This window comes from Nostoc sp. JL23 (assembly GCF_017115065.1).
In the GTDB taxonomy this organism is placed as follows: Bacteria; Cyanobacteriota; Cyanobacteriia; order Cyanobacteriales; family Nostocaceae; genus Nostoc; species Nostoc punctiforme_A.
On the sequence record NZ_JABXKN010000034.1, the window covers coordinates 45,679 to 68,616 of the forward strand.

Annotated in this window: 15 protein-coding genes; 11 read left to right on the forward strand and 4 right to left on the reverse strand. The window is 41.9% G+C overall.

The window, feature by feature from the left end; all coding sequences use genetic code 11:
- Positions 1-607: 607 nt before the first annotated feature.
- Both HWQ42_RS05755 and HWQ42_RS05760 read right to left on the reverse strand, forming a co-directional pair.
- On the reverse strand, positions 608-2,371 hold the full coding sequence (locus HWQ42_RS05755; RefSeq protein WP_292810104.1) for an ATP-binding protein: 1,764 nt from the start codon (positions 2,369-2,371) through the stop codon (positions 608-610).
- 173 nt (positions 2,372-2,544) lie between these two features.
- A complete protein-coding gene (locus tag HWQ42_RS05760) occupies positions 2,545-2,781 on the reverse strand; it encodes a hypothetical protein (protein ID WP_292810106.1) in 237 nt (78 codons plus the stop codon).
- Positions 2,782-3,332: 551 nt separating this feature from the next.
- Between HWQ42_RS05760 and lepA the strand changes: the two genes are divergently transcribed.
- The 6 genes from lepA to HWQ42_RS05790 all read left to right on the forward strand — a co-directional run bounded on the left by lepA (position 3,333) and on the right by HWQ42_RS05790 (position 11,456).
- Positions 3,333-5,144, forward strand: coding sequence for a translation elongation factor 4 (gene lepA / locus HWQ42_RS05765; protein WP_292810108.1), 1,812 nt, complete (start codon positions 3,333-3,335; stop codon positions 5,142-5,144).
- Positions 5,145-5,546: 402 nt separating this feature from the next.
- The gene (locus HWQ42_RS05770; RefSeq protein ID WP_292810110.1) at positions 5,547-7,730 is read left to right on the forward strand and encodes a PAS domain S-box protein; all 2,184 of its coding nucleotides are present in this window, start codon (positions 5,547-5,549) and stop codon (positions 7,728-7,730) included.
- 204 nt (positions 7,731-7,934) lie between these two features.
- Positions 7,935-9,122, forward strand: coding sequence for a glycosyltransferase family 4 protein (locus HWQ42_RS05775; RefSeq protein WP_292732220.1), 1,188 nt, complete (start codon positions 7,935-7,937; stop codon positions 9,120-9,122).
- A gap of 292 nt (positions 9,123-9,414) precedes the next feature.
- Positions 9,415-9,897, forward strand: a complete 483-nt coding sequence (locus HWQ42_RS05780; protein ID WP_292810112.1) for a hypothetical protein — start codon at positions 9,415-9,417, stop codon at positions 9,895-9,897.
- Entirely contained in the window at positions 9,897-10,076 is a 180-nt protein-coding gene (locus HWQ42_RS05785) for a hypothetical protein (protein WP_292810114.1), read from the forward strand. The genes HWQ42_RS05780 and HWQ42_RS05785 overlap by 1 nt, the downstream gene beginning before the upstream one ends.
- A 330-nt stretch (positions 10,077-10,406) precedes the next feature.
- Positions 10,407-11,456, forward strand: coding sequence for a cyanophycinase (locus HWQ42_RS05790; protein WP_292810116.1), 1,050 nt, complete (start codon positions 10,407-10,409; stop codon positions 11,454-11,456).
- A gap of 715 nt (positions 11,457-12,171) precedes the next feature.
- Here the strand turns inward: HWQ42_RS05790 and HWQ42_RS05795 are convergent.
- Positions 12,172-14,301, reverse strand: a complete 2,130-nt coding sequence (locus HWQ42_RS05795) for a serine/threonine-protein kinase (RefSeq protein WP_292810118.1) — start codon at positions 14,299-14,301, stop codon at positions 12,172-12,174.
- A 134-nt stretch (positions 14,302-14,435) separates the two neighbouring features.
- Here HWQ42_RS05795 and HWQ42_RS05800 point away from each other — a divergent pair, with 134 nt between their 5' ends.
- From HWQ42_RS05800 to HWQ42_RS05815, 4 genes are all read left to right on the forward strand, one after another.
- Positions 14,436-15,134: a rhomboid family intramembrane serine protease gene (locus HWQ42_RS05800; RefSeq protein ID WP_292810120.1), complete on the forward strand. Its 699-nt coding sequence runs from the start codon at positions 14,436-14,438 to the stop codon at positions 15,132-15,134.
- Between the two features lie 340 nt (positions 15,135-15,474).
- Entirely contained in the window at positions 15,475-18,096 is a 2,622-nt protein-coding gene (locus HWQ42_RS05805) for a PAS domain S-box protein (RefSeq protein WP_292810122.1), read from the forward strand.
- Between the two features lie 398 nt (positions 18,097-18,494).
- Positions 18,495-19,829 (forward strand): GTPase family protein, encoded by a 1,335-nt coding sequence (locus tag HWQ42_RS05810; RefSeq protein WP_292810237.1) that lies wholly within the window; start codon positions 18,495-18,497, stop codon positions 19,827-19,829.
- A 169-nt stretch (positions 19,830-19,998) separates the two neighbouring features.
- A complete protein-coding gene (locus HWQ42_RS05815) occupies positions 19,999-20,646 on the forward strand; it encodes a GNAT family protein (RefSeq protein WP_292810124.1) in 648 nt (215 codons plus the stop codon).
- A 38-nt stretch (positions 20,647-20,684) separates the two neighbouring features.
- On the opposite strand, the gene HWQ42_RS05820 is transcribed toward HWQ42_RS05815, so the two are convergent.
- Entirely contained in the window at positions 20,685-21,914 is a 1,230-nt protein-coding gene (locus tag HWQ42_RS05820; protein ID WP_292810126.1) for a DUF4336 domain-containing protein, read from the reverse strand.
- Positions 21,915-22,224: 310 nt separating this feature from the next.
- Between HWQ42_RS05820 and HWQ42_RS05825 the strand changes: the two genes are divergently transcribed.
- Positions 22,225-22,614, forward strand: a complete 390-nt coding sequence (locus HWQ42_RS05825) for a hypothetical protein (RefSeq protein WP_292810128.1) — start codon at positions 22,225-22,227, stop codon at positions 22,612-22,614.
- Positions 22,615-22,938: the final 324 nt, after the last annotated feature.

A 22,938-nucleotide genomic window follows, 5' to 3' on the forward strand; every position in this document is an offset into this window, starting at 1 on the left:
ATAATAACGATCCCTGTAACCAACGCACCCTTACTCATTAACCATTATCCAAAGTTTTATTTTCCAGCTTTGTTAAATCGATCCTAAATCTAATTGCCGCTAGATTGTCAGGTGTCAGTTTTTTATGACTTTTGACTTAACCACTGCTGGTTTTAGCAACTTGATAGATATTAGATTAGCTGAACAATTTCTTGTGCAAGCCCTCCTACTCTACTTTAGCCTTTAAAGTACTGAAGAGAACGTAAAGAGGTGAGGACAAGGAAGGTTTTTCCCAATACTCCTCAAGAGTGCTGAGTAAGGAATATTACTCAGCACTCGGAACTCGGAACTGTTTTGCCCCATGCCCGATATGATTATTAATAGGACCAGCCCTTTCAAGGTGACTCGTAAAATCTCTGTTTTTCTCTCTGCGCTCTCTGTGCCTCTGCGGTTTAAAAGTAATTTATTTAACCACAGAGACGCAGAGAACACAGAGTTAAGAGATTAAAGAGGAATTTTTTGAGCAAAATTTTTACTCACCTTGAAAGGGCTAGTCCTAATTAAATAATAATTACTAAAAAACTTTAAAGTTTAAAACTCAAAACCCAGTATTCCCAAGTATCCAAACTCAGCACTCAGCACTACTTGTTGAGTCGCTATCATTAGACGAAACCATGACTGGTTGTTGATATAGTGGCACGGTGAATGTGACTGTTGAGCCAAGTCCTTCGCCCAAACTATAAAAATGTACCTCGCCCCCCATTGCCTCCACTAGCTTTTGGGATATTGCCAGTCCCAAACCTGTGCCGCCGTACTGGCGAGTCCGGGAGCCATCCACCTGAGAGAATAATTGAAACAGTTTATCTTGTTTGTCTAAGGAAACACCAATACCAGTGTCTGCCACACGTACTCTCACCATGCCAGGAAATTGCTGATCTTGAAAGTTCGCCTTTTTGAGTACTAAATCGGCGCTGACGGTAACGCCACCCTCATGGGTAAATTTGATGGCATTACCTACCAAATTGAGCATCACTTGTAGCAATCGTTGGTAGTTACTTTGGACAATTATTTCATCTGAGGTAGCAGGCATTTGCATCCGAAAGCTGAGGTTTCTCATTTCGGCTTGGGGACGCATAAAACCTTCTACATGACTGAACAGCTCATCTAGCTTGACTGGAGCATAAGCTAGCTCCATTTTCCCAGCTTCGATTTTGGCAATGTCCAAAATATCGTTGATGATATTCAGCAGATGTATTGATAATTGGTGAGCTTCTGTCAAAAACTGATTTTGTTCTTCTGGATCGTCTGCCATCCCTTCCAAAATCAGCTTCAAAAAGCCAATCATACCGTTGAGGGGGGTACGAATTTCATGGGATACATTAGCTAGAAACTCACTTTTGAGGCGGGAAGCTTCTTCGGCTTTTTGACGGGCTATTTCTAATTCTTCATATAAAGTAGCATGAGCGATCGCAGTTCCCAATTGATCTGCTGCTTCTTTTGCCAGTTCTAATTCCGATTCTGTTAATGTATAGCATTCATCCTGCCAATTCAAGGCAACCAATCCATTAGCTTGGTCTTGATAGCAAGTCGCAACTACTAAAGTTTTCTGCCGCCCAGACTCTTTGTATCCAGCCACTTCCATCATAACTGGTTCTAGGGTTGCCAAGGCTTGAGCAAAGGCAGGCTCAGAAGCTATATCTATGTCTGAGCCAAGCATTGATTTGAGTTCTGGCTGGCGATACTCAGCCTTCACCTGCACTTTTGGGCTTGAGGGCTGATAAGGACAAATAATGCAGCGTTCTAGCCGCAGTGCTTTCCCCAAACTATCAACTGTTTGCTGCCAAATAATATCTAAATCCAATGTCCGGCGAATATTTCTGGTAATGCGATTTACCAATTTTTGGTGTTGCTGTGAACGCAAAGCCAACTCTATTTGTGTGGGCGTTTTTGATGCCACGCGCGCTTGTTTTTTGTTGAGTGTCGCTTGTACTAACCGTCCCATCACTAAAACGGTAGTAGCAGTGGTTCCCAAACTCGGCATAATCGGACTAATCACTAAGTCCAACTCAAATAATTCCTTCTGATAGCTAAACCAACATTGAAACCTTTCTGGCACCAAATTTGTCAAAATTCGGTGCAATCGTTCCAAATAAGTAACCTTATCCACCGGGACAAAAGTTTGAGTCTGGTTCAGATCGTCAACTATTTTTTCAGTACTTAACCCCAGGAGTTCGCTGTACTGCCAACAAAAGGTCAGATAGCGCCCTGCCCCATCTTGCGTATAAACCAACTCGGCTCCTAGAGTTGGTAATAAGCCATCAGTCTTACTGGTAATAGATTCCAGATTTTGGGAAAATACATTCGACAATTGGGAATTGGCAGTAATAGTCATTAATTGAGTTGGATAGACAAAGGGTATCCGACCGTAATTTTACTAAAGCCGCTGAAATTTATACATAAATTTTTACAGCTTTTTTGGGTTTGATGGGGTATTTTTTGGTGTTCTGAAAACCAGATCGGCAAACTTTACTTTTTTTAACTTGCATTGACAGTTAAATAATGGCGTCAATCGTTCCATTCACCGCGAGGAGGAACAGGAGTACGCACAGGCGTGCGCGTTAGTTCGTCATCTCTGAGGATTTCACCCCGTAACCACTGGCGAATTGCCACCTCAATTACTTTACTTGGGTCATTGGTGAGATGCTGAATTTGCTCTAGTAACTCGGAGTCTAGGCGGACAGCAATTTCTACCTTATCGGCTGGTGTATTTTCCGCTTTGGTAGTTTTCTCTCTCATATTCATAGGTTTATATACTCTGAATTCTTTGAATTGGTTTTGTCTAAAGCTTTGTAAAGTAGTTATATTCATTATTTGGGCTAATTCGCTGAAAAATTTTCAAGGGCACAGTTAAATACTTCCCTGAAATAGCACCAAAGTAACAGTTTTAAGTTTTAAATCGCATTTTTCATATAACTGACTAGACAATGGCTCTAGAAATTTTGCCGATAAATCAGCGATTATGGGCAATTAGCAGTCGCAATTGCCCGCGATCCCTACACGATCCCTACATGTACTTATTTACATTTATTGTACGCTCCTAGCTGTTGAATACTAGCAGCGACAAATAGACTTTCATAATATTCTTAAATGTCCACCTATTTAGATCGAAAGTTAAAGATGGGGTGAAGAGGGGCAGAGGGGCAGAGGGGCAGGGGAAGAATAATAACTCCTAACTCCTAACTCAGCACTCAGAACTCAGCACTAAAACCGGAGCGTCTTGGCTAAGAAAGCATTAAAATACATTAAGTAAATTGCCCTTTTAACTTTGGTTGCTGCTAAGGCAAAGATAGTATATGACTGACGTTCCCGCAGTTCGCATTCGCAATTTTTGTATTATTGCTCACATCGACCACGGGAAATCAACCCTCGCCGATCGCTTGCTACAAGCTACTGGCACTGTTGAAGACCGACAGATGAAGGAACAGTTTCTCGACAATATGGATTTGGAACGGGAGCGCGGCATTACGATTAAGCTGCAAGCTGCCCGGATGAACTACACAGCCAAAGATGGTCAGCAGTATGTGCTGAATTTGATTGACACTCCGGGACACGTGGATTTCTCTTATGAAGTCTCCCGCTCTCTTGTTGCTTGCGAAGGAGCGCTATTGGTAGTAGATGCGTCCCAAGGTGTGGAGGCGCAAACTTTGGCGAATGTATATTTAGCGTTAGAGAGTAACCTGGAAATTATTCCGGTTTTGAATAAAATCGATTTGCCGGGGGCTGAACCAGAACGGGTAATTAGCGAAATTGAAGAAATTATCGGTCTAGATTGCAGTGGGGCGATTCTGGCTTCTGCTAAAGAAGGAATTGGGATTAATGAGATTTTAGAAGCAGTTGTTGAACGGATACCGCCACCGCCGAATACGATAAATGAACGCTTACGAGCGTTAATATTTGATAGCTATTACGACAGTTACCGGGGAGTAATTGTCTATTTCCGAGTGATGGATGGCACGTTGAAAAAAGGCGATCGCATCCATTTAATGGCATCCGGTAAAGAGTTTGAAATTGATGAGTTAGGTGTCCTTTCTCCGACTCAAAAGCAAGTTGATGAACTGCACGCTGGGGAAGTAGGCTATTTGGGAGCGGCAATTAAAGCTGTAGCTGATGCACGGGTAGGAGACACAATTACCCTGAGTAAGGCAAAAGCGGAGTCACCCTTACCAGGTTACGCAGAAGCGAACCCGATGGTTTTTTGTGGAATGTTCCCCATTGATGCCGATCAATTTGAAGATTTGCGGGAAGCCTTGGAAAAGCTGGAACTCAACGACGCAGCGCTGCATTACGAACCCGAAACTTCGAGCGCAATGGGGTTTGGCTTTCGTTGCGGTTTCTTAGGTTTGCTGCACATGGAAATTGTCCAAGAACGTCTAGAGCGAGAGTATAACCTAGATTTAATCATTACAGCCCCCTCGGTGGTTTATAAGGTGATTACCTTAAAAGGTGAGGAACTGTACATCGATAATCCTAGCCGTTTACCTTCTCCCAACGATCGCGAAAGAATTGAAGAACCCTACGTCCAAGTAGAGATGATTACACCGGAAACTTATGTTGGCAGCTTGATGGAGTTGTCACAAAATCGCCGGGGCATCTTCAAAGATATGAAATATCTCGCCCAAGGACGAACCACCCTCACTTACGAGCTACCCTTGGCGGAAGTTGTGACTGACTTTTTCGATCAAATGAAGTCGCGATCGCGCGGTTACGCTAGTATGGAATATCACATCATCGGCTACCGTGAAAATCCTCTGGTGAAGCTGGATATCATGATTAACGGCGATCCCGTTGATTCCTTGGCGATGATTGTGCATCGAGATAAAGCTTACAACGTCGGGCGGGCAATGGCAGAAAAACTCAAGGAACTAATTCCCCGCCATCAATTCAAAGTGCCAATTCAGGCATCTATTGGCAGTAAAGTTATTGCCAGCGAACATATCCCCGCTTTGCGGAAAGATGTGCTAGCCAAATGTTACGGTGGTGACATCAGTCGGAAGAAAAAACTTTTGCAGAAGCAAGCAAAAGGTAAAAAGCGGATGAAATCTGTAGGTACTGTAGATGTACCCCAGGAAGCCTTTATGGCAGTGCTGCGCTTGGATCAAAACTAATAGAATTCAGGAGTCAGAAGTCAGAAGTCAGAAAGAATTGGAGTCAGAGTAGCGGATAGCGCAACGGTAGCAAGTCCGCATCTGAGAAAGAGGCAAGGGAGCAGGGGAACAGGGGAGAATTTGCAGTAAGTCTTTCTCCTCTGTCCCTCTGCCTTTTAGGCCCCCACCACAGTTTTCTTGTTCTGAATTATGTATTCTGTATTCTTTTTCAATATCCGTTAATTTTAATTACAAAGGCTGGAAACAGCAGCCTTAAGTGTACGAGTTTCAGTATGCTGCTGGCAGGTTTAGCTTTCAAAAAGCCACACTGACTCGCTGTTGGCTCAACCATCCTTAAGTGTGTCTCTAATGCGGGATTTCTAACAGAAAAAATGATAATTTATTGTAGAAATTCAAAACATCATGAGTCGCAAGCAGACAGAAGAACAACTTTCTGAAGTAGAACAAAAGTATCGCACTCTGGTAGAACAAATTCCGGGCGTTGTTTATGTCTCACCGATTAATAACACTACAAAAGTTGCTTATATTAGTCCACAACTGCAACAATTATTAGGCATTGCTCCCGAAGATTGGAACTTTGGTTTCTTTAATAGTTGGTTAGATTACACTCATCCAAGCGATCGCGATCGCCTTTGGCAAGCTGTAAACACTACAATTGCTACCGGAGAGCCTTTGAGAATTGAGTATCGGATGATTAGGCGCGATGGCAGAATAATTTGGGTACGAAACCAAGCCAACCTCGTTTTCTGTGCCGATGGACAAACTCAGTTACTTCAGGGTTTAGTATTTGATATTAGCGATGTCTATGACGAGCTTTGCTTACGAAAACAGGTGCAAGAGAGCGAAGCACGTTATCGTACAATCCTCGAAGACCAAACAGAATTGATTGCTAGAGGCTTACCCGATGGTACTGTTACTTTTGTTAATGAAGCTTTCTGCCGATTTTTTGGACTGAAGCGAGAAGAAATTATCGCCCAGCACTACCAACCTGTTGTGTTTGAAGAAGATCGGGAACGTGTGTTTAGTCTGGTAAATTCTATCAGCTTAGAAAATCCCGTTATTACCATTGAAAATCGAGCCATAGCTTGCGAAGGGGTGCGGTGGACGCAGTGGATTGTTCAAGGGATATTTGATGAGCAGGGGATGCTTGTAGAACTTCAATCTGTTGGACGAGATATAACTGAACGCAAACTGGTAGAACAAGCTTTAAGTGAAAATGAGCAAAAATTCCGGGCGATTTTCAATCAAACCATTCAGTTTATGGGATTGCTTCAGCCGAATGGAATTGTATTAGAAATCAACCAAACAGCACTGGACTTTGCTGGGATTAATCGCGAAGAAGTAGTTGGCAAGCCTTTTTGGGAAGCAAAGTGGTGGACAATTTCTCTAAATACTCAAGAGCAATTAAAAACTGCGATCGCATCTGCTGCTAATGGTGAATCTATTCGCTATGAAGTTGAGATTTTAGGTCGAGATGCTCAAGCGATCGCGATTGATTTCTCACTGCGTCCTATACTTGATGAAAGCGGGCGTATTACCCTACTCATCTCAGAAGGACGAAATATTACTGAATATCAAGCCGCGCTTCAGGAACGCCGCAAAGCTGAAGAGGCATTGCGCTCCAGTCAAGACTTTCTACAAAAGGTTGCTAATACCGTACCGCATATTTTGTATCTATTTGACCTTTTAAAAGGAACAAGTGTTTATCTTAATGAGAAAAGTGCGACAGTTTTAGGCTACTCTCCAGAGGAATTTTGTAACGCAGATCCACACTGGTTCATAAATTGCTTTCATCCAGACGACCGACACCTCTGCTATGACATAGCGAATCGCTTCGTCAACCTGAACGACAATCAAGTACTTTCCACTGAATACCGATTCCGACACAAAAATGGAGAATGGCGTTGGCTAAATACACGAGAAGTCGTATTTGCCAGAGATGCTAACGGCAGTCCAACGCAGATTCTTGGTTCGGTAGAAGACATTAATACCCGTAAAGAAGCTGAAGTGATGTTGCGACAACAGGCCGAGGGAGAACGGCTAATTAATGAAGAATTACAAAGATTAGCTACCCTAGATGGCTTGACTCAAATAGCCAATCGCCGTCGATTTGATGAGTATCTGGAATCTGAGTGGCAGCGACTCAAACGCGAGCAATTGTCACTGTCTTTAATTTTGTTAGATGTCGATTTTTTTAAACTCTACAATGATACTTATGGTCATTTAGGAGGGGATGATTGTTTGCGGCAATTAGCAAGTGCCCTCAAAAATATTGTTAAGCGTCCAGCCGATTTAGTCGCTCGTTACGGTGGGGAAGAGTTTACTATCATTCTGCCTAATACAGAGATTCAAGGAGCAATCTATGTAGCTCAAACTATCCGACAAGCAGTCTGCGACTTAGCCATTCCCCATACTCAGTCTCGCGTGTGCGATCGTGTTACCGTTAGTCTAGGCGTTGTTAGCATTGTGCCAAATTCTGAAATTTCGCCGCCAGACTTGATTAATGCAGCAGACAAAGCACTTTATGTAGCCAAACAGCAAGGACGCGATCAAGTTCATGCTGTTTCCGTCGTTATCCCTTCTTGACACCTAGTTGCGAAGGGGAGGCTCAATTACGAATTATTACTATACCTTGCTTTCTATCCTTAGCCTACAGTTGATAACCTTTAAGAAAATCACTGTTAAAAAATCTAAACATTTTAGTAAAAGTACTCACTGCGTTGGCCAGACTTGTATTTTTAGGTAAATGTGGTTTCTTAGATATTTATAAAGTGTTGGGGAGTCTAGTAGATGAAGATATTGGTACTGAGTTGGGAGTTTCCACCAAGGATTATTGGGGGAATTGCGCGGCATGTAGCGGAGTTGTACCCGGAGCTGGTAAAGCTAGGACATGAAATCCACCTGATTACAGCAGAGTTTGGTCAGGCATCGATGTATGAGGTTGTTGAAGGAGTGAAAGTACATCGAGTACCAGTGGCATATAGTAACGACTTTTTCCACTGGGTAGTGAATCTCAACTTGAGTATGGGAGATCACGGTGGTAAGTTGATTTTAGAAGAAGGACCCTTTGATTTAATTCATGCCCATGATTGGTTAGTCGGAGATGCTGCGATCGCTCTCAAGCATAATTTTAAAATACCACTAATTGCTACAATTCACGCTACAGAATACGGACGCTATAACGGTATTCACACAGATATCCAAGGCTATATCAATGGCAAAGAAACCTTGCTAGCTTACAATGCTTGGCGGATTATTGTTTGTAGCGACTATATGCGCCAAGAAGTAGAACGAGCGCTCTACAGTCCTTGGGACAAAATAGATGTCATTTATAACGGTATCCGAGCCGAAAAGAAACAGCATCACATCGATTTTCATGCTCTGGATTTTCGCCGCCAATTTGCCGCAGACGATGAGAAAATCGTTTACTACCTCGGTCGTATGACCTATGAAAAAGGTGTACCTATATTACTTAATGCCGCACCCAAAATCCTTTCAGAAATGGGAGGTAATGTTAAATTTGTGATCGTTGGTGGTGGCAATACTGACCATCTCAAACGCCAAGCCTGGGATTTAGGAATTTGGCATCATTGTTATTTTACCGGTTTTCTCTCCGATGAATACTTAGATAAATTTCAAACTGTCGCTGACTGTGCGGTTTTTCCGAGCCTTTACGAACCCTTTGGAATTGTAGCTTTAGAAAGCTTTGCTTCTCGTGTACCTGTAGTCGTTTCTGATACTGGTGGTTTTCCAGAAGTGGTGCAACATACCAAAACAGGTATTGTGACTTGGGTGAACAATCCCGATTCATTAGCTTGGGGAATTTTGGAGGTTTTGAAAAATCCAGGTTATTGCCAATGGCTGGTGGATAACGCTTATGAGGATTTAGAACAAAGATTTAGCTGGCCGAAATTAGCCAAGCAAACCGAGCAAGTATATCAGCAAGTTGTACAAGAGCGATCGCAAATTGCTTGGTAAGATAAATCCTTGACTTCTTGAAGAAGTCGGGGATCTAAAATTTTATTTGAACCTGCATAAATCCTTAATCAACCTTTGATAAGTTTATAGCTGGCACTGCTTCAATTTATAGAGTAGTGCAAATTTAATCTGGTTTTAGATATTACAGCATATTTCAAGTTAGTAAGGTACACAAGCTAAATCTGTTACCCAGGTATAAAGCGTTTTTTACTCCTGAATTATGCTGCATTTTTGGAAATGCGAAATCAGTAACACTATAAAAAGCTAATTCATCAAGGATGACTATAACTATATGAAACTGCTTCCTTTGGATAAACTAGGAGCTAGAGAAGCCAACGGTATTGTTGATTTTGGACTATTTCTGCCTTGGGTTTCTCAAAAGGATGGAAATCGGCTAATAATTAAAATTATCCACGAAAAAGATCAATTTATCCAAGATATTCAGCCTTTAGAATTTGAACTAAAGCATTCTATCGACTCAGAGTATGGTGATTATTGGTCAACTCAGGTAGATATCAAAACTCAATCAAAACCCAGTGCCAAATCTGCATGGGGAGAACCAGGTAGATATGTTTACCGTTATTGCTTACAAAATCCCAATCAGGGAGAAATAGATTGGATTCTTGACCCTTTTGCCAGAGAATTTGGTGTAGGTAAATTATCCGCCTTCACACTTGGCTATCAACAATATGAGTGGAGCCAGAAGGAAAAAACCTGGAAAACTCCAAATTTAAAATGCTATTTTCGCGCAAACATGGTAACAAGTTTAGCCTAGTGGCACTTAACTTTAGCGATCGCGATCAAAATGTACCCTTCTGGTTCCCAATTGCTGGCAATTATCAGGAAGAACTAAATGGTGAAAACAATTTAATCGGCGTTCCCAGTTATTCAGAATATTGGGTAACTATTCCCAGTAACTACGGAAGAATCTGGACACTGACAACCAACACCTAATCTATTTTAGGTTTCATCTGACCAGAATTAAACGCTACAAGCAATGTAGAATTTTTGCACAGTAACGCAGACAATTAATGATCGCTCTGCGTTATTTTGCGTTAACAAACAGTACAAGCCCTGTACGCTGGAAATTCTACCCTATCTAGTGCCACAGTTAAGCTAGTGCGCGTCTAAATTGCACATTTTTCGTTAAGACTGTCCTAAGTCAATTGGTTATTCACAACAACTGATAAATGACTAATGACAAAGGACGAATTTCACGAATAAATAAGCAATTAAAATGCGTCACAGCCTAGCAATAATTGCAGTTTGCTCTAGAAGTTTAGTATGACAAAGGCATTCCCAAGCATAGCAAGGCGCTTGAAAAGTACAGGAATCAAGTTGTTGAAGATGGGAACCTTCCTAATAACCCGTTTTATTGCAAGCTGGAAACGCTTCTTCCTGGGTGACACTGTTGATGTTCGCCCCTCCACCTCTCCCTCCTTTGATTTCCGTCCCTCCTTAGCGGGCCCAGTCCTGAGTTTGGGTGGGGGAGGCCCCGATGTCGATGATGCTATCCAGTGGATGATTAACCAAGTTAGGGGTGGTAGTAACTCCAGCACTAAAGTTAATGTTGTAGTTCTCCGCACTAACGGTAATCACGATTACAATCGGCTAATTTATGCCATGAAGGGTGTAAATTTTGTGGAAACTCTTCTGGTTAGGGATAGACAAGAGGCAAACAAAGCTGAGATTTATGAAAAAATCCGAAATGCTGATGTAGTTTTCTTTGCTGGCGGGGATCAATGTCAATATATCCGCAACTGGAAAGATACCAAGCTTGAGGCTGCCGTTAAGTCAGTTTACCTGAAGGGAGGTGGTATTGGTGGCACTAGTGCGGGTGCAATGATCCAAAGTGATTGTGTCTATGATGCTTGCGCTTCTTCCGAAAAAGGCATTGAAACTAGAGACGCACTCGAAGATCCCTACCGAGACATTACTTTTACTTACAACTTTTTCAATTGGAGTAATTTGAAGGGAACTATTGTAGATACACACTTCGACAGACGGGAAAGAATGGGTCGAATTATGACTTTCATTGCGCGTCAAATTAAGGATGGTGTATCTAGCAGTGTTTTAGGTATAGCGGTTAGTGAAAGTACATCGGTTCTTGTGGATAAAAACGGTTTGGTGAAAGTTATGGGTAGGGGTGCGGCATACTTTGTACTTGGTAATCATCTGCCAGAAGTATGCGAACCCCGAAAGCCTTTGACCTTTTCCAATTACAAAATTTGGAAAGTTCGCAGTGGCGATACCTTCAACTTAAGAAACAGACCAACTTCTGGGTACTATCTCAGGAGTGTCAAAAGGGGACGGATTGATTCAAATCCCTATTGAGTCGGGAATGATGGCTAGGGCTGTTTTATATCTTGTCCGCTTGATTACTTATTAAACCCGAATCACCCCACCCGGCAAAAGGTACGCTTTGTCTCCCCTCCCCGATGCTTTGGGGAAGGGGATTAATTTTTAGGAATTATTTGTGTGTACACCGTAGCCTATTAAGAAAGGGAAACCTGTAGCTTTAGCTATAAGCTCTTTGGGCAATACGGTTCAGTTAAGGCTAAAACTGTTGTCCAAGTCAATTTTTTAACGAACCGCCAAGGTGCAGAGGACGCAGAGAGAAGAAAGAGAAGGAAAAAATTGCTTAACTGAACTGTATTGCTCTTTGAGGTTATTTTATTATGGGCAATTTAACAGACACGATCCAATCCTAACTTACGTGAGTTCGATGAACCTCTCCCTCCCAACCTCCCTCTCCGAAACGGAAAGGGAGGAGCAACGAAAAATTCAGCTTTTTGCTCCCCTCTCCGTGTCGGAGAGGGGCTGGGGGAGAGGTCAAATAAGACTTGTCGAACTCACGTTAACTTCGTCAATTTGATAGGTTGCTTAGGGGTTGTTTGAAAAGTGGTTGGCTATGATTTTAGGCACTAGCTGATCCCCCCTAGCCCCCCGAAAAAAGGGGGGAATCGGAATCAAAGTCCCGCTTTTTAAGGGGGATTTAGGGGTATCTAGAATGTTTTTTTACCGAAAAGAAAACTTTTAAAACATCCTTTTAGGGTGTTGTCTGCGGTGGATTGGTGGAATTAGGAAATGGAAGAATTGGTACGATTACAGGCTGTGGTTTTGCGCCTTGCAGTTGAATTTGGGCTTGATTGCGGCCGTCTATTGCTTGTTGGTAATTAGGCTTGTATTTTATTGCTCGATCGTAAGAAGCGATCGCATCTTGATATCGTTTCAAATTTAATAGGGCATTGCCTCTGCTATACCAGCTTTCGGAATGGTCTGGTTTATAACGAACTGCCTTATTATAAGACGCGATCGCATCTTCATATTTCTGCAATATGTATTGCGAATTCCCTAAATTATACCAAAGTTGATAGTTATTTTGCTTCAGCGTTGCCGCTTTATTATAAGCTTTTATTGCTTCTTCATAGCGTTGGTTTTGATGCAGCGACCATCCCAAATTATACCATGCTTGATAGCTTCTGGGGTTGTATTTAATTACTTGATTAAAAGATTCAATCGCTTCTGGATAACGCTGCAAATTCAGCAGTATATTACCTCTAGATAACCAAGCTTGGTAATAATCTGGCTGATATTGCACCGATTTATCATAAGCTGCAAATGCATCTTGATAGCGTTTTAAATTTACTAGCGCATTCCCTAGATTATACCAGGCTTGCTCGTAGTCTGGTTTTAAATCAACGACTTTTTGATAAGCTGCGATCGCTTCTTCATATTGCCTAGAATTCTGCAAGGCTAATCCTTTTTTATACCACGCTTCATAATTATCTGGTTTGAGTTCAATCGCTTTTTCATAAGATTTAATTGCCTGGTCATATTGGTTTAAATTACTGAAAGCTTCACCCTTAGCATTCCAGACTTCTGAGTTGTCATTCTTTAATTCTAAGGCTTTGTCAAAAGAGGCGATCGCTTCTTGATATCGTTGTAAATTTCCCAATACAGTGCCACGTCCAATCCAAGCATCTAAATAATCTGGCTGAATTTGAATTGCTTTATCATAAGCCACTAATGCTTCTTTATATTTTCTTAATTTATTTAGCGTTTTGCCTTGACCATTCCAAGCTTTAGCATAATCTGGTCTAAGACTAATGGCTTTTTCATACACTTCTAGCGCGTCTTGATAACGTTGCAAATCAAAAAGTGTATTTCCTTGTTTAGATAATTCTATGGCATTATTTGAATTAATGTAACTCCAAATAAATATTGATGCTACTCCGCCAACAGTCAGGAAAAATATTGTTAGTAAAATTTTACCTAATATACCTTTTTTAGGTTCAGGTTTGTTGATATTTTTTGGTGGAGAAGGAGGAGTTAACGCTATTGTTTGCGTGGGTGGTTGTGTTAACTCTTTCAGCGCTTGTAATGCCACCGTTGCTGAAGGATAGCGTTGCCGAAAGTCGTAGCACACCATTCTATCTAAGAATTGAGCAAATTCTGGTGTTACCGTGGCTTTGTCATGCCAGATAATTTCGTTAGTATCAGCATCCTTTACTATTTCCTCTGGTGATAATCCAGTGAGAGCTTGAATAGCAATTATTCCCGCAGCATAGATATCACTGCTCAATTTTGGCGTACCATGAGCTTGTTCGCCAGGAATATATCCAGGTGTACCGATAGCTACTGTTGCTAGAGTTTGACCTTGGGGAGTTATAACTTGAGTAGCAATTTGTTTCACTGCACCAAAATCAATTAAAATTAATTTGCCATCTGGTTGGCGTCTGAGAATATTGTGGGGATTTACATCACGATGAATTACATTTTGTTGATGGACAAATTCTAAGATTGCCAAAAGTTCTTGTAAAAGTGAAATGACTTCCTCTTGACTGAGGGTTTTACCTGGTGTTAATTCTTTACTCAAGTCATGACCTTCGATCAATTCCTGTACAAGATAGAATTCGGCATTTTCCTCAAAGTAAGCTAGAAGTTGGGGAATGCGATCGTGAGTTCCTAATTTATACAGAACTTGCGCTTCCGTATCAAATAAACGCCTAGCTGTTTCCAAAGTTACTGGATCACTTGCCTGGGGTTTGAGTTTCTTAACAACACATAGAGGTGAACCAGGTAATTGGGTATCACAAGCCACAAAAGTTTCACCAAAACCCCCACCTCCCAAGTTACTAATAATTTGGTATCTTCCTACAAGTGTGTTTCCTAGCATCTTGTTTGCCTAGTTAAGTGCGATGCGATCTGATTTCAATCTTGCCACACGTTAAGGGGAAGTGAAGGAGTGAGGGAGGCAGGGGAGGTAGAGGAGGCAGGGGAAGAATAACTAATGACTAATGACAAATCTATATGATTCCTATTAGTGATAATATTCGTTGTCGAAGTAAGCCAATTATTAATTACTGGTTGATTGGCATTAACCTGGCTGTATTTTTATGGGAACTTAAACTAGAGTTTAGCGGTCAATTAGGCTATTTTGTCCATAGTTGGGGTGTGATACCAGCGCAGATTAGTGGAGCAGTTACAAATGCTCTCTTTTTCAACTCTGCGGCTTGGATAGTTGTAGTTTGGCGGGTATTTACCCTATTTTTTGGCATATTTCTACACGGCAGTTTTAGTCAAATATTAGGAAATTTACTATTTTTGTGGGTTTTTGGGAAAACTGTAGAAAATCTTCTAGGACACGGACGCTATCTAGGATTTTATCTGGCTGCTGGTGTGATGACAGGGGTAATACAAATTTTGGCTGAACCGAGTTTGACAGTTCCATTGATTGGGGCAAATGGTGCGATCGCAGCTATTTTAGGAGTATACGTTATGAAGTTTCCTAAAGCTAAAATTGACACTGTTTTGCCGCTAATAATCTTGTATATCCCTATCCAGCTACCAGCCTTTTTCTATATATTTTGGTGGTTTGTACAACAATTATTTTATGGTATCGGAAGTTTAAATATTCCTCCTGTTGGCGTAAATCAATCGGGTGTTGTCTTCTTAGGGCAGGTTGTGGCACTATTAATTAGTGCAGCTATCATCCGATTGAAGAAATAAAATTTATTTAGCTATCTAGCTATTTTTGTAGGGTGGGCACTATTAAGTGACTGATGTCACAAAGCTCGATTTTGATATTTTTGGCAGGCGGTGCTTACCCTACAATTATCGAAACTCATATATACCTTTTGGGTGAGATTCATAAACTGTTTTTGCTCCAAAAAGCATATATTCAATAATAAAAAAACGATCGCGGCGATAATTTTTTAATTTTTAATTTTTATGTACCTTTTCAGAGGTTACATTTGATAGCTGAAATATTTATTTATAGGTGAAACTAGGGGAAACCTACTCTTCAAGTCGATATTGTCGATATTATTAAATATTAACGGTGTACAATATGCAAGATGTTGATAAAATTAACTTTCAAGTTACTGATGAATTAGCAGTTTTACGGCAGCGTGTAGCTGAGTTAGAGCAATCAGAAATATTTTATCAACAAAGGCAAACAGCCCTTGAGGAAGAATTAATAGAACTAAAAAGACAGCTGCCAGTAAAAGCAGAAAATTCTCATCTTCAAGTTGTTGATTGGCAGATTGAGAAGGATGCATCTGGACATCAAAATTTACCAACAGATGTAGCAGTAATTTTACAGCAACTCCAACAAGAAATTGCAGAGCGACAGGAGAGTGAAGAACGACTTAGGCTAGCTCTAGATGTATCCCAGATGGGCTTGTGGGATTGGAATATTGTTACCAATCAAGTTATCTGGTCAGAAAATTATGAACTGCTTTTTGGTTTACTTCCAAGTAGTTCTGATAGCCCTTATGAGACGTTTAAAAGGTGCGTTCATCCTGAAGATAGCCCATCTGTCATGCAAGCGATCGCCCACGCTTTGGCACAAAAAACTGACTACAATGATGAATTTCGTATAGTTCGCCCAGACCAAAGTACACATTGGATTTCCGCCAAGGGAAAATTTATCTATGACGCTCAAGGGCAAGCGGTACGAATGATCGGCGTTTGTATGGAAACTACTGTGTGTCAGCAGGCAAAAGAAAGTACTCGCGAACTGACGACACAAGTCCAAGAACAGGCAAATATTTTAGATGCCATCCTTACCGCCTCAGTCGATCATATTTACATCTTTAATCGCCAAGGTTGTTATCAGTATGTTAGCCGTGATGGCGCAACTTTACTAGGTTTAAAGCCCCAAGATATTGTCGGGAAAAGTTTGCCAGAAATGGATTTACCCGCTGACCTAATAATGCAAGTAGATATTCAACGACTTGCTGTCATGAGAACTGGGCAGCCGATAAAAGATGAGTGTAAATATTTTACTGGCGATGGGTTGCATTATTATGAATACATTCTCACACCATTACGAAATTATAACCAAAGTATTGAAGGCGTAATTACTGTTTGTCGCGATATTACCGAACACAAACGGGCAGAAAAGACTTTACGTGAAAGTGAAGCGCGATTTCGGCGTTTGTTTGAATCTAACTTGATTGGGGTCGCTTTTTGGAATGTGCATGGCTTTGTTAATGATGCCAATGATGCCTTTCTTCAACTAGCTGGCTACACTCGTGAGGAATTTACCACTCTAGGTAGAATTAATTGGAGAGAACTTACTCCTATTGAGTATAAAGATTTAGACGATCGCGCCTTTTTGGAGGTGCAAACCACTGGAGTTTCCAGAATTTTCGAGAAAGAATACATCCACCGCAACGGTAAGCGAGTACCAATAGTTTTGGGGATAGCTTTGCTAAATGACTCCCAAGACAACGGTGTTGCTTTTGTACTGGACATAACCGAGCGCAAATTGGCTGAAGAAGAATGCGATCGCCTACTCTACCGCGAAAAGACAGCACGCCAACAAGCAGAAATCGCCAACAAAATTAAAGATGAATTTCTGGCGGTTCTCTCCCATGAACTGCGAACCCCACTCAACTCCATTCTGGGATGGTCGAAAATGCTGCGGACTCGCAAATTTGATGAAAAAACTACTCACCACGCCTTAGAAACCATTGAACGCAACGCCAAGTTACAAACCCAGCTAATTGAAGATTTGTTGGATGTGTCGCGCATTCTCCAAGGAAAATTAAACTTGAATATCTGTCCTGTCAGCTTGGTAATGGTAGTTGAAGCAGCACTAGAAACAGTACGACTAGCAGCACAAGCCAAGTCAATTCAAATTCAGACCGTATTTGATACCAATTTGGGACAAGTGATGGGCGACCCAAATCGGCTGCAACAAGTTGTGTGGAACTTGCTCTCCAATGCAGTAAAATTTACACCAACAGGAGGACGGGTAGAAGTTCGACTCATGGAAGCTGCAAATCAGGCTCAAATTCAGGTGAGCGATACAGGTAAGGGAATTAGCCTAGACTTTTTGCCTTATGTGTTCGATTACTTTCGTCAATCTGATGGTACAACTACAAGGACATTTGGTGGACTAGGTTTAGGACTAGCGATCGTGCGTAAGGTTGTAGAAATGCATGGGGGAAATGTTCAAGCCGAAAGTCTTGGAGAAGGACTGGGTGCAACCTTCAGTGTCGAGTTACCGCTTTTGGTTAGAAGCGAACAGGTTCGGGGTGAAGAGAATCAGTCTTCATATTCTGAGCCGGAATCCTCGCTGCCTGCGGACACTCAAGTTTTGGTAGTGGACGATGAACCAGATATCCGCGATTTAATTACCTTTATTTTGCAAGATTACGGTGTGCAAGTAACCGCCGTATCATCAGCACAAGAAGCACTACAAGCGCTATCTGAGTCGATACCAGATGTTTTAATTAGCGATATTGGAATGCCAAAAACAGACGGTTATATGTTGATGCGGGAAGTGCGATCGCGATCGCCCCAACAAGGAGGAAACGTACCAGCGATCGCGCTGACAGCTTATGCGGGGGAAATGAATCAGCAGCAAGCATTAGCCGCAGGATTTCAAATGCATATCTCCAAACCAGTAGATCCAGATGTATTGGTGAAAGCGATCGCTGATTTGATTGAATCAAGTTGATATAGGTAAGCGTCCGTCGGCTGTCCATCACTTTAGTGTTGTGCGATGTTGCAATGGCATTGTTAGCCGACACAATCGCATTGTCAGCCGATGCAATGGCATTGTTAGCCGATGCAATGGCATTGTCAGCCGATGCAATGGCATTGTTAGCCAATGCAATGGCATTGTTAGCCAATGCAATCGTATTGTCAGGCGAAACAATCGCATTGTTAGCCAAAACAATTGCATTGTCAGGCGAAATAATCGTATTGTTAGCCAAAACAATCGCATTGTCAGGCGAAACAATCGCATTGTCAGTCCCCAAAACGCGATCGCCCCGGAACACTACTAAAGGTACTAGTTATCCCTTTGAAAATCGCTATAAGATGACTAAAAGGGTCTTCTACGTTTGGATGAAAATGACTGAGCAACGTGATGCCGACTTACCGTCAACTGATTCTCAGCAATTGAGTGAACCGAGCGACAAAACGATTACCAAGTCGGTTGATAATTCCTGGACAAATCAGATTGGTGGTGTTTGGAACAAAGCAACAACACGTCTAACGCAACTTTTACCCGTAGAACAAGTGGCACAGACAGTTGTGGAATGGTTTAGTGTAAGCGAGACTCAGGTTGCAGAGATTTTAGAGAAAATCCGAGCCGAACTGCCAACAACAGAAGCCCTTTTAATTGGTAAACCCCAAGCCGGAAAAAGTTCTATTGTCAGAGGATTGACGGGAGTTGCTGCTGAAATTGTCGGCCAAGGATTTCGCCCACACACACAACACACCCAGCGCTATGCCTATCCTTCCAATGACCTGCCATTACTGATTTTTACTGATACAGTGGGGCTGGGTGATGTCAAACAAGATACTCAAACAATTATTCAAGAGTTAGTTGGCGATTTACAACAGGAAACTCGTTCCGCCAGAATCCTGCTTTTGACCGTCAAAATCAATGATTTTGCAACAGACACCCTACGACAAATTGCTCAACAACTACGCCAGAAGTATCCAGACATTCCCTGTCTCCTGGTAGTCACCTGCTTGCACGAGGTTTATCCTAGTGATATCGTCGATCATCCCACCTATCCGCCAGATTATCAGGAAGTCAACCGCGCATTTGCGGCAATGCAACAAGCCTTTGCAAAAATAACAGATCGCGCTGTACTCATTGACTTTACCTTAGAAGAAGATGGCTACACGCCGGTATTTTATGGCTTAGAAGCACTGCGAGATTCCTTGGCAGAACTACTCCCACAAGCAGAAGCCCAGGCGATTTATCAGCTATTAGATCGAGAGGAAGTTGGGAAGCAAATTGGCAATCTTTACCGAGATGCTGCACGTCGTTATATTTTGCCATTTGCGATTATGTCTGCAACTCTGGCTGCTGTACCTCTGCCATTTGCCACAATGCCCGTACTGACTGCCTTGCAAGTATCAATGGTGGGTTTGTTGGGTAAATTATATGGGCAGACAATTACTCCATCTCAGGCAGGAGGTGTTGTGAGTGCGATCGCAGGTGGTTTTTTAGCACAGGCCATTGCCCGAGAGTTAATTAAATTTATACCAGGTTTTGGTAGTGCGATCGCAGCCTCTTGGGCAGCTGCCTATACCTGGGCACTAGGCGAAGCAGCCTGTGTTTATTTTGGTGATTTAATGGGAGGTAAGAAACCCGATCCCCAAAAAATTCAATTGGTAATGCAAGAAGCATTTCAGGCGGCGCAAGAACGGTTTAAGGGAATCAAACGTTAATACTCAAGAATCCCTTTCACAAATGAGAAAGGATAAAGCACCTGTTGCTAATCAGTTAAAATACTCAAAATATTTTTAATGAAAATGATAATTGTATATGAGGAGAAGGCGAGTAACGCTTGCCTGCCTTTGATGTGAGATTATCTGTCTGTAGGGAAGCAATAAAATCATGCAAGACCGAACTTGGCAGCCACCAGGATTTATTCAACTCAACGGTCAATTTGTAACACTCAGACCCCTGATTCCAGAAAGGGATGTGGAAACCTTGTATGTAGCTTCACACGGCACTCCTGAAAAAGAAGCCGTATGGAATTATCTATTTTACGGCCCATTCGATCGCCCTTCTATAATGAAAGACTGGATGGAAAAAAACATAGTCAGTAAATCCGACCCTCTGACTTGGACAGTCTTTGAAAACTCAGCAAATACTCAAGTTGGCATTGTGGCATTACTTGCAATTGTTCCAAATCATGGTCGTGCTGAAATTGGTCATGTCTGGTTTACTCCCGCAGTCCATAAAAGTAAAATCAATACAGAATCGCAGTTTTTGCTACTTCAGCATCTTTTTGATTGTCATTCTTATCGTCGAGTTGAGTGGAAGTGTAATTCCCTCAACCATGCGAGTCGAACTACCGCTACCAGAATGGGATTTATTTATGAAGGTCGTTTTCGGCAACACATGTTTGTGCGTGGAAAAAACAGAGATACTGATTGGTTCGCAATGACAGATAAAGAATGGTCGCGTTGTAAAAGCAATTTTGAAAAATGGCTTTATTCCCACGAAAATGTTTCATTAATGGAACTAAACAACAGCTAATTTTGCATTCTTTAACACAGCAGTTACCAAAAAATTTCTTACACCTTCTCCTTTGGTGCTGGTACAATGCCAAACTTATTTAAACCTGCATCGATTTCTCTAAGTGTTTTAAAATCCTCCTCTGGTAAAGGATAGCTGCTACTGCTAAACAAACCTCCACTGAAAGCGGGCTGTTTTTCCAAAAAAGAGAAAGCTTGGCGAAACTGATGTGGTTTAGCTTTAATCGGTGAATCAAAGTGGCAGGGAATTATCCACTCGAAGTCCCAACTTGCAACTTTATCAGCCCAGTCAATGGTTTCTTGTGGTGCGCGGTTAAGAATCAACGTTTGTAAAATTGGTGCGACAAACAAACGCCCATCACCTCGCAGGGCATCAAACGATCGCTGCCAATCTGACTGCCATTTAAAGGGGTACAATCCAAAATAAGCTTTCCTTGAGCGTTGTGGAGCTTTTAAGGAATCTTGTAACACCTGACTCCATCGGCGTATATCTAATGCCTGTGGTTGAAAATACAAAGCAAACAGACAGATGCGCTGCCAACCCTTACGGCGATTTACTTGAATATCTGCAACAAGATCAGAAGCAGAATCCTTGGCATGAAATAATAAGGGATATGAATCTAATAAAACGATCGCAGGTGGATCTTCTGGAATAGAAAGTACAGAATCTGTGACTAAAAGAGTATGCGATCGCTTGTGGAAAAAAGCAACTTCCGCAAACCTTCCAGGGCCAAGTCCGATGGGGCCCAGCATTGCATAATCAAACTCGCCAGCAAACGGCGTTTTGCTACTATCTTCTGGAAGTACTTGAGTTCGTTTTGGGGGTAAACCAAGCCAGCTAAGGGGGAGATTTAGCGGGAAACTCCACTGATGCGGAGCCACAAAAACCTGTGCAGTCGGAAAGTATCTGGCGAAGGGACCAACGAAGACTTTGTGTTCTATACCAGAGATAGTTGGCAAAATGATGTACTTAATGTTGCCATATTTCGCCACCAACTCATTCACAAGTCTGATGCACTCTGGGGTTGGTGCAACAGGCGCATAGACGAGAAGACCCCCTGTTTCCAGCTTTACAACAGTCATGCGAATCGGGACGACAACGTAGAAAATGCCCTGAATCTGGTCAAAATTCCAGATTGTGTCCTTAAGCACTTCTTGACGAATTGTCTGCCGCCTACCGTAGGGGTAGAGTGGCACAACAGGCCATAATCCCCAGGAAAAATCCTTTGGATAAATCTGTTGTGTGTTGACTATGCGTTCATCAGCCACTCTGCAACCCCCTCCAAATTCGCAATACTCAAATTGTTTTTATTTGCTATCCACGAAGTTGGAGAGCAAATTGTTGAGATAATAATACCAATTTGTAATTCGTAATACTTGCCAAAGGTAAGAAGTAAGCTACGTAATTAGTAATTCGTAATTAAAAGGGGTTAGATTTACTCTGGATTTCCAGCTTTGCATCTGTAGGTTTTTTTGCAAATGGTATTACCAAAAAGAGATTTTACGGCACTGGGGTTCTTTTTATGCGTCTTCATAAAGAATTGGTATCAGTCCTAAAAACAATTAATCGGAGAACAACGTGAAAATAGCGATTATTGCTAAAACATTAATTACATCTATAAGTTTGTTAACTTTGTTTGCCCCAAGTCAAGCATCGGCTCAACTGATACCGCAACCTTGGGTTTCAGTCGGTGGAAAAGATGGTGATGTAACTTATGCTGTCGGAGCTAGGGCTTTGAATTTCGGGGTTGAAGTGGGAACTGGCGCTGATGGTGCTACGGGAGTAGATGTTTTAAAATTTATCAATTTGCCTGTAATTTCACCTTATGTAGGAATTAGACTTTATTCTGAGGATAAAGGCGTTGCAGTTTCAGGTGGCGTTCAGGTAGGTGCTACTAATAACGTTTTTGTTGGTGCTGGTTACAATACTATTCGCGGCTTTAACGGGCAATTGGGAATAAGATTTTAACTAATATCATGTCCGCTTAATTACTTATTAAACCTGAAGAACCCCACCCCCGCCAAAGCTATGCTTTGTCTCCCCTCCCCGCTCTTCGGGCTACGGTATACACAGAAGTTTCTTGTGACCTGCAATGGCATTGCATTGACTAACAATGGCATTGCATTGACGGACAATGGCATTGCATCGACTAACAATGGCATTGCATTGACTGACAATGGCATTGTATCGACTGACAATGGCATTGCATCGACTGACAATGGCATTGCATCGACTAACAATGGCATTGCATCGACTGACAATGGCATTGCATTGACTGACAATGGCATTGTA